The following is a 17,769-nucleotide window of genomic DNA, read 5'->3' on the forward strand; positions in this document are numbered from 1 at the left end:
GAACCGAGGACATCGGTACGTTTAGTTTTATTTTCACCCTACTCGGCTCATATTTACTATCTACTACGTTCTTGTCTGCCCTGTGAAAGAGTTCGACTGTCCGACATGTGGTCGGGTATTCGATAGTCGACGTGGTCTTGGAGTGCATCATAGCCGCGTCCACGACGAACGGCTACCGAATAGAGAGTGCAACCATTGTGGAGACTCCTTCTACTGTGAGTCCGCCCGAGCCTACTGTTCGGAGCACTGCCACGATGCCGCCGTATCGTACGAAGGAAAAGCTAATCCGAACTTTTCGGATGCGACAGAGCAGACGAAGTGCGAGGTCTGTGGCGCGAAGTTCGAGTATTACCCGTCGGAGAAAGATGGGGTGTACTGCTCTGACTGTGTCGAGAACGCGGCGTGGCGCGACCCGCCACAAATTTCTGGAGCTGCACACCACTCGTGGTCCGGTGGCAAACTATCGGTCTCCTGTGACGTTTGCGACGCCCGCATTGAGCGATATCCGAGTCAGATTCAGAGTGAAGTCGTCCTCTGCAGCCGTGACTGCCACGGGGAGTGGCTTTCGGCGGCGTTCACCGGTGACGGGCATCCGAACTGGCGCGGCGGTGGCGTGGGCGAATACGGACCGGGATGGCGGGCGGTGCGCGAGCAAGCCCTGGCGCGGGACGACCACGCTTGCGTACTGTATGGGACTGATGCCGACGAACTGGGCCGGAACCCGGACGTGCACCACATCGTGCCGGTTCGGTTGTTCGCCGCAATGCGGGCGCTCGCCGTTCGGGACGCACACATGCTGGACAACGTCATTTCGCTGTGTCCGGGCTGCCATCGCCGAGCGGAGTTCGACCATGTCTCGCGGGCGAAGTTGCGCTGGCGGGCCAGTATCCCTCGAATGGATACCCCTGTCGCAGGCGGCACGACGGTGTAATTGGACCGGAACCTACACAATCGGTCCCGCCGCCAGTACCCGTATGTCACCGACTGTCGACGAACTGCGGAACGAGATCCGCGAGGCTGTCGGGCGGTACGAACGGCCGGTCTCGACTGCGTTCACCAAGGAAGCGCTGGCGGCGATCTGCGAGGCTGTCGGATACGACGTAGATACGGACCGACTGCCATCGAAACCACAGATGCGGGCGGGAATCCTCTGGCAAATCGGAGAGCAGGAGGATGACAACCCTGCGGACGCAGAGCAGCCTTTCCGGAAGGGGGAACTCGAAGCGGTCGCCGCGGCGCTGGACACCGAGTAACGGTGTCCTCCGGCTGGCGCGAGGGTTCCAGCTGACCACCAGAATGCAGAAATATTTGCATCAAGACAGCGAACTAACCAGTATGGGACGCAACCGCTCTCCGACGTTCGCGAACAGGCAGGCGGCTGGAAACCGGCTTGGAGAGGCGTTGCGCGAGCGGGATATCGAAGTCGACATCGTCCTCGCTATCCCGCGCGGTGGGCTGCCGGTGGGGCATCCAGTCGCTGACGCGCTCGATGTGCCACTGGATATTTCGGTCGCAAAAAAGATCGGCGCACCGAACAACCCCGAGTACGCTATCGGCGCTGTCGCCGCCGACGGCTCGGTCTGGCTCAACAGCGATGTCATCAACCGACGAGAGATTCCCAGTGACTACGTTGCAAACACGCGATCGGAGATGGCCGAAACCGCCCGGCAGAAAGCCCAGCGCTACCGTGACTCGAAGTCATCGCTGTCACTTACCGGCAAGCGGGTGTGTCTCGTCGACGACGGCGTGGCGACGGGCGCGACGGCCCGGGCCTGCATCGAGCAGATTCGACAGGCTGACCCCGAGCGCCTCGTCCTCGCGGTGCCGGTCGCCTCGCCACGGGCGATATCGGACCTCAAAGCGCTGGTCGACGAGGTGATCTGTCTGGAGGTACCGTCGGAGTTCCGCGCTGTCGGCCAGTACTACGAGCAGTTCGAGCAGGTCTCCGACGAGGCGGCGATGTCGTATCTCGCCGCCGAGTGACCGCTACCGCTCTATTCTGGATTCGGGTTGGACGGTTTCGGTTTCCGGCTCGCCGATGGCGGTGTAGTCGCTGCTCGATTTGATGATGGAGAGTGCCGTCATAATGTCGGATCGGGTGAGCAGCCCTTCGAAGGAGTCGTCTTCGCCAGTGACCAGCAGGCGACCGACGGAGTTCTGTTGGAGCGAGGTCAACGCGTCCATCACGTCGGTGTCCGAGCTAATCGTGATGATTTCCGTCGTCATCACGTCGCCGACGGTGTAGGCATCGCGCTCGACTTCCTGAACGGCGCGGGCGTCTTCGAGCGTGACAAGGCCGATGACCTCGCCGCCGCGCTCGACCGGATAGCCGGTGTGGCGCTCCCTGAACATTGTCTGGATGAGCTCCCGGACGGACATGTCTTCGGGGACCGTCGTTACGTGGTCCGCCGGCGTCATCACGTCCGCGACGGTGACGCCCTCGAACGCGGCCCGCATCGAGGTCTGGCGGGACTCGCCCGCCGCGCCGATGTAGATGAAGAAGGCTAGGCCGGCGAGGAAGATGTTTCCGAGGACGAAGATGCCAAACAGGCCGAGGAAGATGGCGAACACCTTCCCGACCTCGGCGGCGATGGTTGTGGCTCTGGCGTAGGACCGTCGGCGGGCGAGCAGCGCACGCAGGACGCGGCCGCCGTCCATCGGGAACCCCGGGAGCATGTTGAACGCCGCCAGCGCGATGTTCATCAGCGCGAGATAGCCGAGAATAAACCGGGCTGATTCGACGATGGTCCCCACGCCGCTCGGGAGAATCTGGAACGCGACGTAACAGACAGCGCCGACGGCGATACTGACGATAGGACCGGCGATGGCGATGACCAGTTCCTGTTTCCAGTCTTCGGGCATCTCGCTGAGCTGGGCGATGCCGCCGAACAGCCAGAGCGTGATGGAGTCGATGGGAAAGCCATAGCGGATGGCCACGAGCGAGTGGCCGAGTTCGTGGAGGACGACGCCGGCGAACAGGCCGACGGCCGCACCGATGCCGAGCACCCAGACGAGTGCACCGTCGGTGAGGACGGCGGCGTCCAGCCCGGCGTTCAAGGTCCCGTTCAGGAGCTCGGTCGTCTGCTCTACCTGTGTCCCGATAATCCAGGCGAACAGCGGTAGTACGAGGAGAAATGTCAGGTCCAACTGGATCGGGATTCCGAACGCGCTTCCGATACGAAACCGGCGCATATCGAGGAGTTGACGCGGGACGGTCTTAAGCCCCCTTGGCGGGACTCCCGCCGCCACGCCTTTGCGCTGCACCCGCGATGTCTCACACATGAGCGACCCACTGATTCGGCGGGCCGAGGACATCGAGTACGAGGGTGTCGACGCAGCTGACGGGCTAAAAAAAGGCGTTCTCATCGGCGAGGGGACCGGCGGTGGCAATCTCGCAATTCGGCGCTTCACGCTCGCCCCCGGCGGCAGTGTACCGGAACACACCAACGAGGTCGAACACGAGCAGTACGTCCTTGCTGGCCGGTACACCGTCGGTATCGAGGGCGAAGAGTACGACGTCGAAGCCGGCGACAGCCTCCATATCCCCGCCGGCGCTGTCCACTGGTACCGCAACGACGGTGACGAACCGGGTGCGTTCCTCTGTGCGGTTCCCGCCGGCGACGACGAAATCAAACTGCAGGAGTGACTGCTAGCATGTGCATCTCCACGGGCGTAGCAACAGCTGAGCACCAGAGCGCCCAACACAGAGCCGACTACCCAATCCAGGCCGGGTGGGAGCGAAAGGGGCGAACCGCTGGGCGTTCGAGACGACCTAAACACCGCAGGGAGTGCAACGACCGAGGAGCGCAGCGAGTCGCAGTAGTCCAGCGGCTCGGGGCGTTCTGGCTGTTCGAAACCGTAGCCGCGTGATTCGTCCCGCCCACACCTAGTCCGAACCGCTCAAGTAGCGCAATCGCCACTAGACAACTGTGTCACAGCAGGCCGCACAGGTAGAGACGCTGTTCCTCCACGAACACGGCGAGGAGTTCCGCGTCGTCGCCCAGCGGGACGGCGACCGGCTCTTCCACGGCATCCTCGAACTCAAGGAGACCGACGCCGGCCCCCGCCCACGCCGACTTCGGATCAAGGACGGGACCAGCGAGGAGCTTCGCTCCCCCGACCAGTTCGTCGAGATCGCCCGTCGTGCGGCCCGCATTCGCATCTCCGAGCAGACTACCCCGCTCGCCCGCGAGCGCATCCGCGAGATGCTCGACGCGTACCAGATCGAGGCCAAGGTCGTCCGGAGCTGCCGGCTGTGTGCCTCCGACGGGCGCTACTCGCCGATCACGAGCGAGACGGCCATCGAAGCCGACGACGAGACCATCTGTCCGGAGTGCGCTCGTCAGCAACTCGACCGCGAACTCGCGTTCAAAGGGAGCATCAGCGGCGACGCGCGCGACCGCCTCGAAGAACTGCTACTGGAAGTCCAGGATCTCGACCGGGTGACGAACCTCCTGTCGGGCCAACTGGACCCGGACCTGACGAAGTTCGACGAGATTTCGGCGACCGTCGACGAGGTCGACCCCGTCCGCGTCGACTCGCTGGACCTCCACCCGGGTATGCAAGCACACCTCGAATCCCGGTTCGACACCCTGCTCCCGGTCCAGAGCCTCGCCGTCGAGCACGGGGCCACGGAGGGCCGCGACCAGCTGGTCGTGAGCGCGACGGCGACGGGGAAGACGCTCATCGGCGAGATGGCCGGCATCGACCGCGTCCTCAACGGCAAGGGCAAGATGCTGTTTCTCGTCCCGCTGGTCGCGCTCGCGAACCAGAAATACGAGCAGTTCCAGGACCGCTACGGCGACATGGTCGACGTGTCGCTGCGCGTGGGTGCCAGCCGTATCGCCGACGAGGGCGGACGCTTCGACCCCGAAGCTGATGTCATCGTCGGGACCTACGAGGGAATCGACCACGCGCTCCGGACTGGCAAGAATCTCGGCACTGTCGGCACCGTCGTCATCGACGAGGTCCACACGCTCGGCGAGGACGAGCGGGGCCACCGGCTCGACGGCCTGATTTCCAGACTCAAATACTACTGCGAGTCCGGCGGCGCGCCCGACAGCGGCGACACGCAGTGGATTTACCTCTCGGCGACGGTCGGCAACCCCGGCCAGCTGGCCGACCAACTCCGAGCGACGCTCATCGAGTTCGAGGAGCGGCCGGTCCCCATCGAGCGCCACGTCACGTTCGCCGACGGCCGCGAGAAGATTGAGACGGAAAAGAAGCTGGTCAAGCGGGCGTTCGATAATAAGTCCAGCAAGGGCTATCGCGGTCAGACTATCATTTTCACCAACTCCCGGCGGCGCTGTCACCAGATCTCACGGAAACTGGAGTACAGCTCAGCGCCGTACCACGCCGGACTGGACAACCGGAAGCGCCAGCGCGTCGAGCGGCAGTTCGCCGACCAGGACCTCGCGGCGGTCGTGACGACGGCGGCGCTGGCCGCTGGGGTGGACTTCCCGGCCTCGCAGGTCATCTTCGACTCGCTGGCGATGGGTATCGAGTGGCTCACCGTCCAGGAGTTCAGCCAGATGCTCGGCCGTGCGGGCCGCCCGGACTACCACGACAAGGGGACCGTCTACATGCTGGTCGAACCGGACTGCTCGTACCACAACAGCATGGAGATGACCGAGGATGAAGTGGCGTTCAAACTCCTGAAAGGCGAGATGGAGCCGGTCATCACCCGCTACGACGAGGGCGCGGCCGTCGAGGAGACGCTGGCGAACGTCACCGTTGCCGGCAAGCAGGCCAAGCGGCTCAACGACCGGATGGTCGGCGAGGTGCCGACGAAACACGCACTGGGGAAACTGCTCGAATACGAGTTCATCGACGGCCTCTCACCGACGCCGCTCGGCCGGGCTGTGACCCGGCACTTCCTCGCGCCCGACGAGGCGTTCCAGTTGCTCGACGGCATCCGGAAGGGACAGCATCCTTACGAAATCGTCGCCGACATGGAACTGCGCGACGAGCACTGAATCGCTTTCGCCCCGCAGACCTGTCGGCCGAATATCCTTTCGGCGTACATTCTTGTAGCGGCACGTACTTCCGGTGTCCATGGGCCTGTTCGATACGATCCGTCGCACCGTCGGTGGCGATACCTCGTCGACCGGCGGGGACGAACGGACGGCTGGAGGTGACTCCTCGTCCGACGATGGGCCGGACCGTCTGGACACGGCGACGCTTGACCCGACGGCGTTCCGGAAGTACGCCGAGCGCGTCGTTGACGGCGCGGACCCGCTGACGTTCGACCCCGATGCGCTCGCCCGTCTCGATACAGCCATCGAGGAGAGCTACGGCGGCGAGACCGTCGGTGGCGCCGCGGGGACGACGACCTACACCGAGAACACGGTACGGTTCGGGAGCTATCTCGGCGAACTCCTCGTGCGAGCATACGACGGTGAGTGGGTCCAGTCCGACGGCCGGTGGGGCGTCGCCGTTTCCGGGCCGGACGACGAGGTGGGCGTCGCGGTGTTCGACGTGGCCGCTCGCTCGTTCGGCAACGAGCCGGTGTTTGCGGCCGTCGTGACGCGTCTGGAGTCCGAACTGGCACTGGATAGTGTCCAGAACGCCGGACCTGCAGTCCCGGAGACGGACGAAACCGATACCGACAGCGGCGCTTCCGAGCCGACGCGGATCGTTAGCCGCGTCGACGATGGACAGGCGGACGAGCGCGACGCACCTCCCGAACCGACGGCGGCAGACGAGCAAGGTGAGACAACTGCCGGCGATACCGCTGCTTCTGCGCCGTCGCAGGCTGTCGAAACGGAGCCGACCCGAGTCGTTCGTCGGGTCGACGCCGACGCGGAGACGGGTGACGGGTCGGACGACACTGACCCTACACCTGTCGTCGGTGACGTTGCTGACGAACCAGCGAACGAGGCACCACCGGCCAACGAAGCTGATGGCACGGCTACCGACATCGCTGGAGACGCGAACCCCGACCCGACCGATTCAGCGTCAGACGATGCCGGTAGCGAGCCGTCGACCGCTGAAACCACCGAAGCGGAATCGACCGCCGTTCCGAGTGACCGGCCGTCGGCCACTGACACGCCTGCTACCGCCGAAACAGCTACCGATGAGCTCGCTGATTCGGCCGCGGCCGACGAGGCGGCCGCATATATCGACGAAGCAGAGTCCTCGTTCGATAGTGCTACAGCGGGCCCCTCGGACGACGCACCGACGACCGAGACACCGCCAGCAGGCTCGCCTATCGACTCCCGCGACGATGCTGGAACCGGTGACACCGCGCCCGTGGGGTCGGCAACTGACACACCCGTTGACGACGCAGCGACGGACACAGTCGCTGACGGACCGGCCGACGCATCGACGGACGACGAACCGACTCGCGATAGCTCGCCGGATGCGTCGTCAGGCGATGCTCCAGACGCAGAGGCGGCTTCCGAAACGACGGCTGACGAGTCACTTGCAGCCATCGACAACACCGCGGCGGTCGATGACGAGCCGGTAGCTGTTGCGGAATCCGACGCCGGGACATCATCCGATGACAGTCCCGATGCATCGGACTCTGTTGCGGACGCTGAGGCGTCTGGTGCCACTGCGACTACACCGTTACAGGACGGCTCCGCTGGCTCGACGGCCCGCTCGTGGGATCCCGGCACGGTCCGCGCGGGCCACGCTGACACCGCTGTCGAGTTCGCCGAGTTCTGGGGCGAGCACGACCTCGATTTCTCCCCGGCCTCGCTGTCACGCCTCGATGACCTGGTCGACACAGAGTGGGACAACGAGCGCTTCGCCGAGACGACGTTCGGGAGCGATGCGTCGTTCGACGACCGCGCATTTACCAGCGTCGTCCGGGAACTCGGCGGCTACTTCGGCGAGGTACTCGTCCGACATCTCGATGGCGACTGGACTGACGAGACGGACCACGAAGCGGCGGTCGTCGTCGGCGGACCGGACGGACAGTTCGCCGTTCCCGTCTTCGAGGTGGCGATAACCTCGCTCAGAAAACGGGCCGTGTTCGGCCGGAGCTACGACGCTTTGCTCGACGACCTCGGCCGCGACGGACCGGTTCGGTGAGCCCGTTCCCGGCGCGTCCACCTCGTCGTAGCTATTCGCTCAGGGCCATGACCGACGTGCTCCCACAGTCGGGGCACTCGTCGTGGTCCGCGTAAAGCAGCGTCTCACACTCTATACACCGGTGGGTGGCTTCGTCGTCGGACGCGTTTCCGACCTCCTGTTTCAGCTCCTCGACTTTTCGACCGAGATCGTTGAAAATTCCCATTGGGATACTGTTCGACCCGGACAGGGATAAACGTCGGCCGCCGGGTCAGGGTGCCAGCGGACGCCCGACTCGCAAACGACCCATCCTTTTGTCACTGGCCCCGCAGGGGACAGACGTGTCGCTGCCACCTGTCACGCCGGGGATGTTGTTCGTGTTCGCGACCATCGTCGCCGCGCTGGTGCTGTTTGCGACGGAGGCGCTGCCAGTCGACGTGACCGCTATCGCCGTCATGGTGGCGCTGATGCTGGCCGAACCGGTGACGGTACTCGCGGCCGATATCGGGCTGCTCGCCGAGCCGGTGTACGTGTTACATCAGCCGGGCGACGGGCTATCGCCGCTGGATCGCGGGCTTTCGGGTTTTGCCTCGACGGCGACGATAACTGTGCTGGCGATGTTCATTCTCTCCGACGGCGTCCAGCGGACCGGAATCGTCCAGATCCTCGGCGCGAAAATCGCCTCCCTGACCGGGGACAGCGAAACGAAACAGCTCGGTGCGACCGTCGGGCTGGTCGCGCCTATCTCCGGGTTCATCAACAACACCGCTGCCGTCGCCATCCTCCTGCCGATGGTGACCGATATCGCGCACAAGGGCAAGCTCTCGCCGTCGAAACTACTGCTGCCGCTGTCCTACGCCTCGATGTTCGGCGGGATGTTGACGCTCATCGGCACCTCGACGAACATCCTCGCCTCGCAGCTCTCGGCGGAACTGATCGGCCGTCCGTTCAGTATGTTCGAGTTCACCCAGCTCGGCATTATCGTGACTATCATCGGGACGATCTATCTGCTCACTGTCGGGCGCTATCTGGTCCCGTCGCGTATCCCGGCCGAAGAGGACCTCACCCGGGAGTTCGAGATGGGTGAGTACCTGACCGAAGTTGTCGTCCGCGAAGACTCCCCGCTCATCGGCCAGACTGTCGAGGAGGCGCTCAGAGTCTCGGAGTTCGACGTGGATATCGTCCAACTGGTCCGTGAGAAGCGCACGTTCCTCGAACCGTTCGGACAGAAAGCGATCCAGGCCGGCGACGTCTTTGCCGTTCGGACGGACCGGGACACACTTGTCGACCTCCTCGACGTCGAGGGGCTGGACGTAATTCCCGAGGTTGAGGTTGACGACGCGGAACTGGAAACCGCGACCGAGCGAAAGAATCTCGTCGAGGTCGTCGTCGCTCCCGGCTCCTCGCTCATCGGCGAGACGCTCGTCTCCACGAGCTTCCGCCAGCGCTACGACGCGACTGTGCTGGCGCTTCGCCACGGACAGGAGCTGTACCGCCAGCGAATGGACCACGTCACACTCCGCATCGGCGATACGCTGCTGGTGCAGGCCACCCCAGACAGCATCGACCGCCTCAACCGCAATAACGACTTCATCGTCGCCCAGGAAGTCGAACGACCGGACTTCCGCCAGTCGAAGATTCCCGTCGCGGTCGGCATCGTCGCCGCCGTTGTGGGTGTCGCGGCCCTGACGCCGATTCACATCGTCATCTCGGCGCTCGGCGGGGCGCTCGCGATGGTCCTCACCGGCTGTCTCCGCCCGCCCGAGCTGTACGACGCCGTTCAGTGGGACGTCATCTTCCTGCTTGCCGGTGTCATTCCGCTGGGAATCGCCCTGCAGGAGACCGGCGGCGCTGACCTGCTTGCGGAGCTGTTCGTCATGGGGGCCGGCAGTGTCCTCACCGCCGGTGGCGGCCTCGCGGTCGTCCTCGGCCTCATGTACCTCGTCACGGCGCTCCTGACGAACATCATCTCGAACAACGCCTCCGTCGTTTTGATGATCCCAGTCGCCATCGAAACCGCCCGGCAACTGAACGCCAACGCCTTCGCCTTCGTCCTCGCCGTCACCTTCGCCGCCTCGACGGCGTTCATGACGCCGGTCGGCTACCAGACGAACCTCCTCGTCTACGGTCCTGGTGGGTACCGATTCGCCGACTATCTGAAGGTCGGTGCGCCGCTCCAGGCCGTCTTCGCCGTCGCGACGACGCTCGGCATCGCGTACTTCTGGGGCCTCGCTCCCGCGTGACACGGCCGCCTCGCAACGAAACGCTTTACACGCTGTCGAGTCGAGGTGGTAGTACGGGATCGTGGGGTAGCTTGGTAACCTTCGGGCCTTGGGTGCCCGCGCCCCTAGTTCAAATCTGGGCGATCCCATAGCTGGATTCCGAATGCGACCGTTCTGTCGCTTTTCCCGCTCCTCTCTAGCGGTCTGTACTGCCAGTCGCCTGCTGTCGTCGCTGCTCTCACCCGTCTTCGTGGCCGGTCCTTACCGTTGTCCAGCAACGACTTTCCGAACAACACGGTGAAAAGAGCCCGCCGCGAGGGCACGTCGCGTCAGTCGTCAGCCCTGTCGGGAGCCGAACGCGTGGTGCGCTCCCCGCCGACACCGGCGGTATCGCCGCGCTCGACCGCTCTGCCGCTGGTGTCGAACTGATCGACGGTCCGGGCCAGCGAGTCGGCACGGTCGCGGAGTTCATCCGCGCTCTGGGCGATTTCGGCGACGGACGCGGACTGCTCTTCGGCGGCCGCCGAGACCTGCTCTGCGTCCTCCGTCACGTTCTGGCTGATCTCGGATACCCCGTCGACGCGGTGGACGACGCTCTGCGTCGCGTCGGCCTGGTCCTCTGTGGCGTCCGCGATCTCCTGAATACCGTCGTTGGCGTTCTCTATCGCGTCGACGGTATCCTCGATCGCATCGGCAGCCTCACGGACAGTCTCGACACCGGTGTCAATGTGGTCGCTGGTCGCGCGGATGTCGGTGACAGTCTCGTCGGTTTCCGTCTGTACGGCCGCGATTTCGGCTTCTATCTCTGCTGCCGCCTGCTTTGTCTCCTCCGCGAGGCTCTTGACCTCGTCAGCAACAACAGCGAACCCCTCGCCGTCCTTGTCGGCGCGGGCGGCCTCGATGTTGGCGTTCAGGGCGAGCATATTCGTCTGTTCGGCGATATCTGTGATGAAGTCGACAATCTCGCCGATGTCGTCCATACGCTCCTGCAGATCGAGAATCTGGTCGACCGCGTCTGCCGACCGGGACTCGATTTCCGCCATGTCGTCGATGGCCGACTCAGCGGCTTCCCGGCCGGTTTCGCCACGGTCGACGGCGTCCCTGGCCGTCTCTGCAACCGTCGTCGACGACGCTGCGACCTCCTCGATGCTCGCCGATAGCTCGTCCATCTCGGCGGCGGCCTCCTCAAGGTCGTCGTGCTGTCTGATGGCTCCGTCTGTGATCTCCTGTATGCGGTCGCTGACCGTCTGGCTCGTCGTCTCGATTTCCTCGGCCCCAGTCGCGACCTCAATCGTGGCATCCGCGACTTCGTCGGCGAACGCCGCGACCTCGCTGACGGTGGCTTCGAGCCCGTCGAGCATTGCGTTGAACTCCACCGCGACTTCTCGCATCGCTGTCTCCTCTGCGTCCTCGTCGAGTCGCTTCGTGAGGTCACCGTCGGCGATGTCCTGCATCACCGCGCTGTACTCGGCAGCGCGCTCCTGGAGGCGCTGGCTGGCTTCCTCTGCCTCTGCCCGTGCGTCCTCCGCTTCCGTACGCAGTTCTTCGGCTTCTGCTCGCGCCGTCTTCGCCTCCTCGACTGCGTCCTCCGCTTCTTGAATACGGTTCTGGAGTGAGAGCCGCATATCGTCGAAGGTACCGTAGAGGCGACCGATTTCGTCGGCGCGGTTCGTCTCGAGGTCGACATCGAAGTCGCCGGCCTCGATGCGCTCGGCACGGTCCCGCAACTGCTTCAGTGGGTCGACAGTCCGTTTCCCGAGCACGAGGCCGACAGCCGACAACGAAACGAGCGCCAGCAGGACAAGCAGTCCGACCGTCTGCCCGACCGTATCACGGACACTGAACGCCTGCGCCGTGTCCAGGCTCGTCACCGTGACCCAGTTCGTCGTCGGGACGGGTGCGAACGCGTACACGCGACCATCGGAAACTGCTGTCACCGGTGTTGCCGTACCGTTTGCGTCGCGGATCGCTGCGAGGCTCTCACTGTGGGTGTCGGCATCGAACTCGCGGTCGATGTTCAGTACCGTCTCGTCGTTGGTGTTCAGAATCGTGGTTTCTTTCGTGGAGTTCGTATCGCTGAGGCGGTCGACCTGGCTCTGGATGCGCGTGACGACGACGAGATGCGAGCCGTCACGCTTCGGGACCGAGCTAGCGAACGCCATCACGGGCTCGTCGTTGAGGACCGGTGAGCGGTACGACCGACTACTCGACCACACCTGACTGTTGTTCCCAGGCCCTTCCGGCACTTCGGCGTTCGTCCACGGCGCGTCAAGTTCGGACAGCGACCGCCCCTCCAGCGGGAGTTCCGTGCTGGCGACCACCTCGCCACGAGTATCATTCACGAGGTGCATACTGACAACATCATCGGGCAGTAGCTGGTCCTGCAGAAGGATGTACGCCGCGGCGCGTCGGTCGCTCCGGAGTGGCTCGCCCTGCGAGACGGAGCGTGTGTGCGTGCGCTGCTGCTCGACCCACGAGCCGATAGCGTCCCCCTCTAGCTGGCTGGTCTCGGCGAGCTGTCCGGTCGTCTGGCGTTCGACTGCTGTGGATGTCGCCTGGAAGGTGAACGCCCCAGCGCCCGCGATGACGAGCAACACGGCGAGGAACGCGACAGCGAACTTCGCAGCGAACCGCTGCCGGACGAACTCGGGGGCGACCCGATCAAGTGCGCTCGCCAGCTCATCGAGCGGACCGCTCGCCATCAGGCACCACCCGTGCTGGAGCGCTCAGTGGGGACGACGATGTCGCCGGCGGCGATCTGCTCCCGTGATGTCGACAGTGCCGTCCTGACGTCATCGGGAATCGCCGGCTCGAGGGAAGTGCCATAGACAATGCCGACCCCGTCACTATCTAGCCCGAGAGAGACGACCTCACCAGCGGGGAGGCTGTCCGCGACCGTCGCCGTCGCCGCGTCGTAGACTGCGACGTTCACCCGCTTGACCATGCTCGCCAGCACGACATCAGCGTACCGGGGGTTACTGCGAGACTGGTCTGAGTCCACTCCGATTGCGTACCGGCCGTGGGCCTGTGCGGCCTGGAAGATGCCAACACCTGCACCACCCGCTGCGTGGTAGACAATATCCGCCCCATCATCGTACATCCCGGCTGCGATGTCGCGGGCGCCCTGCACGTCGTCGAAATTCCCGAGATACTCCGTGAGGACATCGACGTCCGTGTTGGCGTACTCGACGCCGGCTCTGAAGCCGGCCTCGAACTTGTGGATGAGGGGCTGGTCGAGGCCGCCGACGAATCCGACGGTCGTCTCGTCCGGGTTCGTCGAGCCTGCCCCGAGGTCGATATCTCTGGTCGTGAGCAGCCCAGCGAGGTTCCCGGCCTGGAACGATCCCTCGTGTTCGCGGAACACGTAACTCGCCACGTTGTCGGCCTCTACGACAGAGTCGACGATCATGAACTGCTGGTCCGTGTACTCCGTTGCAGTCTCAGATAGCCCCTCAGCCTGCAGAAAGCCGATACAACAGATCAGGTCGTATGACGGGTTTGTCGAACTCGCCAGCTCAGCCTGTACTTCGGCGAATCCGGCGACACTGGTTGGCTCGTGGTTCGTGTACTCGACCCCGTCATCGAGCCGCGCGCGCTGAATGCCGCGGTTCGCCGCATCGTTGAACGAGCGGTCATCCAGCCCGCCCAGTGCGTACACCATTCCGACAGTCGCCGCCGCATCGCTCACGTCGATGTCGCTTTCCGTCGCTTGCTGGCTGTCGCCGGTGTCCTCGTCTCCGCTCCCTCCGAAATCCCCGAAGCGGCCTGCACAGCCGGCGAGCGTTGCGGTCGCGGCCGCGCTTCCGCTGGCGAGGAGCCGACGCCTTGTGATTTTTTGTTTACGCACGGTTATTCTACTCTGAGTGAATCAGGTATACCAGCAAAAACTACTGGTCCCAATTCTCGACAGTGATACTAATACCACCCCCGTACAGCCGCGGTTCAGTTCCACCCCGGTTTGCGAACCTTCTTAGGCCAGTGGGCATAACCACTGTCCACTCAGATGGCGACCGCCGAGAACACCGAACTCATCGACCGCTTCGAGGAGTTCTACCGCAACTACTACCGCAACGAAATCGGTGAGCTCGCCCAGAAATACCCGAACGACCAGAAATCGCTGTATATCGACTGGGACGACCTCTATCGCTTCGATCCGGACCTGGCGGACGACTACCGGACCAAGCCAGAGCAGATTCAGGAGTACGCCGAGGAGGCCCTTCGACTGTACGACCTCCCGGTCGACGTCTCGCTTGGCCAAGCTCACGTCCGCGTCCGGAACCTCCCCGAGTCGGAGGACATCCGGGACCTGCGCCACGAACACCACGGCAACCTCGTCGCCGTCCAGGGCATCATTCGGAAGGCGACCGACGTGCGGCCGAAGGTTATCGAGGCCGCATTCGAGTGCCAGCGCTGTGGCACACTCACGCGCATCCCACAGGCTGCCGGTGACTTTCAGGAGCCCCACGAGTGTCAGGGCTGTGAGCGACAGGGGCCGTTCCGGCTCAACACCGACCAGTCTCAGTTTATCGACGCCCAGAAGCTCCGCGTCCAGGAGTCCCCCGAAGGACTCCGCGGCGGCGAGACGCCCCAGTCTATCGATGTCAACATTGAGGACGACATCACGGGCCACGTCACCGCGGGCGACCACGTCCGCGTGACCGGTGTCCTCAAACTCGACCAGCGGGGATCGGACAACGAGAAGTCCCCGATGTTCGACATCTACATGGAGGGTATCAGCGTCGAAATCGAGGACGAGCAGTTCGAGGATATGGAGATCACCGACGCCGACAAGAAGGAAATCGTCGAACTCTCCAACGAATCCGACATCTACGACAAGATGGTCGGCGCTATCGCCCCCTCCATCTACGGCTACGAGAAGGAGAAGCTCGCGATGATGCTCCAGCTCTTCTCGGGCGTGACCAAGGAGCTTCCTGACGGCTCGCGTATACGCGGGGACCTCCATATGTTGCTGATAGGTGACCCTGGGACGGGGAAATGCGTTCACGGTGATACCAGAGTGACACTCGCAGACGGTCACGAACGCCCGATACGGGAGCTCGTCGAATCGAACTTGGACGACCCCAAACCGGTCGACGACGGGGTGTGGGACACCGCTGATTTCGATGTCCCGTCACTCCAGTCCGACGGAACGATAGCCGCCCAGCGAGCGACAAAGGTCTGGAAACGCGAAGCACCGGACTCCCTGTATCGGATACGGACCGCGACTGGGCACGAACTCGACGTCACTCCGTCCCATCCACTGTTTGTCCAATCCGCCGGTCGGTTCCAGGCCAGGAAAGCCGAGGACTTGGAGACCGGGACTCACATCGCAGTCCCTCGGACCCTCTCTACAGCCGCCTGCGACGAACTGGACGTCACGTTCCGAAAATCACAGGCGAACAACAGGGTCGACCTCGACCTGCCGGCGACGTGGACTCCCGAACTGGCCCGGCTCATCGGATACATCGTCGCCGAAGGGTACGTCGAACAGCGCCCGGACAACACCGGCTTCGTTTCGATAACGAACAACGACTCCGAAGTGCTCGATGACGCGAAATCCGTTCTAGAGTCGCTCAATCTCAACGTCACGGAACGCGACTCCCACGACGGGAAGGCTGCCCGCGAACTGCTGTGTTCGGCCGGTGAGTTCGTGAGCTTCCTCGCATCTCTGGACGAGACGCTGCTCGCGTCGTCGGCGGACAGACGCGTTCCGCGAGCTATCATGCGGGCTAGCGACGACGTCGGCTCCGGATTCCTTCGGGGATATATCGAAGGGGAGGGCCACGTCTCGAAGTCACAACGGGAAATTACCGTTGCTTCGATGAGTAAACCGCTGCTGGAAGATGTCCGGACACTCCTCGTGACACAGGGAATCACGGCGCAACTCCAATCCCGAAACAACGGAAGTTACCGGCTCCGCATCTCCGGGCAGTCCGTCCACGAGTACGCGGAAACCATCGGATTCGTTACGGAGCGAAAGACTGAGGCCTGCCAGAAATTCGAGGGCACCCGCGGAGATACGAACCTGGATACCGTCCCTGCTCTGGGTCCGGAACTCCGTCGCATCCGGGAGACGCTTGGACTGACGCAGTCCGAATGTGGCCTTCCACGGTCGACGTATCAACACTACGAACGGGGGCGCAGAAACCCGAGTCGTGACAGTCTCGAATCGGTTCTCGATGCGTTCGAGACGCGGTTAGCTGAGATGAGTCACGAGCCTCCGTCCGGTGACGTTGCGGCCAGCGACGGGGGCGGAACCGGCTCACTCCGTCAAGACCTGGATGCACTCACTGCACTCGTCGAAGGAGACGTCGCGTGGGACCGAATCGAATCGATAGAACCCATCGACCACGACGAAGAGTGGGTCTACGACCTCGAAATCGAGGGCACGCACAATTACCTCACTAACGGGGTTGTCTCGCACAACTCCCAGATGTTATCATATATCGAGAATATCGCGCCCCGCTCTGTCTACACCTCCGGGAAGGGGTCGTCGAGCGCGGGGCTGACCGCCGCGGCCGTGCGCGACGACTTCGGCGACGGCCAGCAGTGGACGCTTGAAGCGGGCGCACTCGTGCTCGCCGACCAGGGTATCGCTGCCATTGACGAACTGGACAAGATGACGCCGGAGGACCGGTCGGCGATGCACGAGGCGCTGGAACAGCAGCGAATCAGCGTCTCGAAGGCCGGCATCAACGCGACGCTCAAGTCCCGCTGTTCGCTGCTGGGCGCGGCCAACCCGAAGTACGGCCGCTTCGACCAGTACGAACCAATCGGCGAGCAGATAGACCTCGAACCGGCGCTTATCTCCCGGTTCGACCTCATCTTCACCGTCACCGACAAGCCCGACGAGGAGGCCGACCGGAACCTCGCCGAACACATCATCCAGACCAACTACGCCGGCGAACTCAACACCCACCGGACGCAGAATCCGACCTCGAATTTCAGCGAGGAAGAGGTCGACACGGTCACCGAGGAGGTCGCACCGACCATCGAACCAGATCTCCTCCGGAAGTACGTTGCCTACGCGAAGCGCAACTGCTTCCCGACGATGACTGAGGATGCGAAATCGCGAATCGAGGACTTCTACGTCGACCTGCGGCTCAAGGGCCAGGACGAAGACGCGCCGGTCCCGGTCACCGCCCGGAAACTGGAGGCGCTGGTCCGGCTTGCCGAGGCGTCCGCCCGGATTCGGCTGTCGGACACCGTCGACGAGGCCGACGCCGACCGGGCCGTCGACATCGCCCACTACTGCCTGAAAGAAATCGGGGTCGACCCCGAAACCGGCGAGTTCGACGCCGATGTGGTCGAGACAGGCCAGTCCAAGACCCAGCGCGACCGCATCCAGAACATCAAGGGCATCATCTCCGACATCGAGGACGAGTACGACGAGGGCGCACCCGCTGACGTGGTCATCGAGCGCGCGGAGGAGGTCGGCATCGACGAGTCCAAGGCCGAACACGAGATTGACAAGCTGAAACAGAAGGGCGAGGTGTACGAGCCCCGGACGGACCATCTCCGGACGACCTGA

At 63.7% G+C, this 17,769-nt stretch carries 11 protein-coding genes and 1 tRNA gene; 9 read left to right on the forward strand and 3 right to left on the reverse strand.

The features are described from left to right. Window positions 1-82: 82 nt before the first annotated feature. The 3 genes from BVU17_00180 to BVU17_00190 all read left to right on the forward strand — a co-directional run bounded on the left by BVU17_00180 (window position 83) and on the right by BVU17_00190 (window position 1,983). Entirely contained in the window at window positions 83-931 is an 849-nt protein-coding gene (locus tag BVU17_00180; GenBank protein AUG46020.1) for an HNH endonuclease, read from the forward strand. Window positions 932-974: 43 nt separating this feature from the next. Next, window positions 975-1,253, forward strand: a complete 279-nt coding sequence (locus BVU17_00185; protein ID AUG46021.1) for a hypothetical protein — start codon at window positions 975-977, stop codon at window positions 1,251-1,253. A gap of 82 nt (window positions 1,254-1,335) precedes the next feature. Continuing rightward, on the forward strand, window positions 1,336-1,983 hold the full coding sequence (locus tag BVU17_00190) for a phosphoribosyltransferase (protein ID AUG46022.1): 648 nt from the start codon (window positions 1,336-1,338) through the stop codon (window positions 1,981-1,983). Between the two features lie 3 nt (window positions 1,984-1,986). Here BVU17_00190 and BVU17_00195 read toward each other — a convergent pair whose 3' ends face one another. Beyond that, on the reverse strand, window positions 1,987-3,192 hold the full coding sequence (locus BVU17_00195) for a metalloprotease (GenBank protein AUG46023.1): 1,206 nt from the start codon (window positions 3,190-3,192) through the stop codon (window positions 1,987-1,989). 88 nt (window positions 3,193-3,280) lie between these two features. Here BVU17_00195 and BVU17_00200 point away from each other — a divergent pair, with 88 nt between their 5' ends. From BVU17_00200 to BVU17_00220, 5 genes are all read left to right on the forward strand, one after another. Further along, window positions 3,281-3,646 carry a cupin gene (locus BVU17_00200; GenBank protein ID AUG46024.1) on the forward strand — a complete coding sequence of 122 codons (366 nt, stop codon included), beginning with the start codon at window positions 3,281-3,283 and terminating at the stop codon, window positions 3,644-3,646. A 283-nt stretch (window positions 3,647-3,929) separates the two neighbouring features. Then, window positions 3,930-5,975, forward strand: coding sequence for a DEAD/DEAH box helicase (locus BVU17_00205; protein AUG46025.1), 2,046 nt, complete (start codon window positions 3,930-3,932; stop codon window positions 5,973-5,975). A gap of 79 nt (window positions 5,976-6,054) precedes the next feature. Next, window positions 6,055-8,037 carry a hypothetical protein gene (locus tag BVU17_00210; GenBank protein ID AUG46026.1) on the forward strand — a complete coding sequence of 661 codons (1,983 nt, stop codon included), beginning with the start codon at window positions 6,055-6,057 and terminating at the stop codon, window positions 8,035-8,037. A 347-nt stretch (window positions 8,038-8,384) separates the two neighbouring features. After that, window positions 8,385-10,259, forward strand: a complete 1,875-nt coding sequence (locus tag BVU17_00215; protein ID AUG46027.1) for an SLC13 family permease — start codon at window positions 8,385-8,387, stop codon at window positions 10,257-10,259. A gap of 55 nt (window positions 10,260-10,314) precedes the next feature. Next, window positions 10,315-10,387 (forward strand) — tRNA-Pro (locus tag BVU17_00220). A 180-nt stretch (window positions 10,388-10,567) separates the two neighbouring features. On the opposite strand, the gene BVU17_00225 is transcribed toward BVU17_00220, so the two are convergent. Further along, window positions 10,568-12,940, reverse strand: coding sequence for a methyl-accepting chemotaxis protein (locus tag BVU17_00225; GenBank protein AUG46028.1), 2,373 nt, complete (start codon window positions 12,938-12,940; stop codon window positions 10,568-10,570). Next, window positions 12,940-14,085 (reverse strand): BMP family ABC transporter substrate-binding protein, encoded by a 1,146-nt coding sequence (locus BVU17_00230; protein AUG46029.1) that lies wholly within the window; start codon window positions 14,083-14,085, stop codon window positions 12,940-12,942. Before BVU17_00230 ends, BVU17_00225 begins: the two co-directional genes overlap by 1 nt. Window positions 14,086-14,241: 156 nt before the next feature. Here BVU17_00230 and BVU17_00235 point away from each other — a divergent pair, with 156 nt between their 5' ends. Continuing rightward, on the forward strand, window positions 14,242-17,769 hold the full coding sequence (locus BVU17_00235) for a cell division protein (protein ID AUG46030.1): 3,528 nt from the start codon (window positions 14,242-14,244) through the stop codon (window positions 17,767-17,769).

Origin of the sequence: Haloarcula taiwanensis, assembly GCA_002844335.1 — an archaeon.
GTDB lineage: Archaea > Halobacteriota > Halobacteria > Halobacteriales > Haloarculaceae > Haloarcula > Haloarcula taiwanensis.

Coding starts and splice junctions, on each gene's coding strand:
- BVU17_00185 (AUG46021.1), top strand. CDS start 975: ATGTCACCGACTGTCGACGAACTGCGGAACGAGATCCGCGAGGCTGTC.
- BVU17_00190 (AUG46022.1), top strand. CDS start 1,336: ATGGGACGCAACCGCTCTCCGACGTTCGCGAACAGGCAGGCGGCTGGA.
- BVU17_00195 (AUG46023.1), bottom strand. CDS start 3,192: ATGCGCCGGTTTCGTATCGGAAGCGCGTTCGGAATCCCGATCCAGTTG.
- BVU17_00200 (AUG46024.1), top strand. CDS start 3,281: ATGAGCGACCCACTGATTCGGCGGGCCGAGGACATCGAGTACGAGGGT.
- BVU17_00210 (AUG46026.1), top strand. CDS start 6,055: ATGGGCCTGTTCGATACGATCCGTCGCACCGTCGGTGGCGATACCTCG.
- BVU17_00215 (AUG46027.1), top strand. CDS start 8,385: ATGTTGTTCGTGTTCGCGACCATCGTCGCCGCGCTGGTGCTGTTTGCG.
- BVU17_00225 (AUG46028.1), bottom strand. CDS start 12,940: ATGGCGAGCGGTCCGCTCGATGAGCTGGCGAGCGCACTTGATCGGGTC.
- BVU17_00235 (AUG46030.1), top strand. CDS start 14,242: ATGGCGACCGCCGAGAACACCGAACTCATCGACCGCTTCGAGGAGTTC.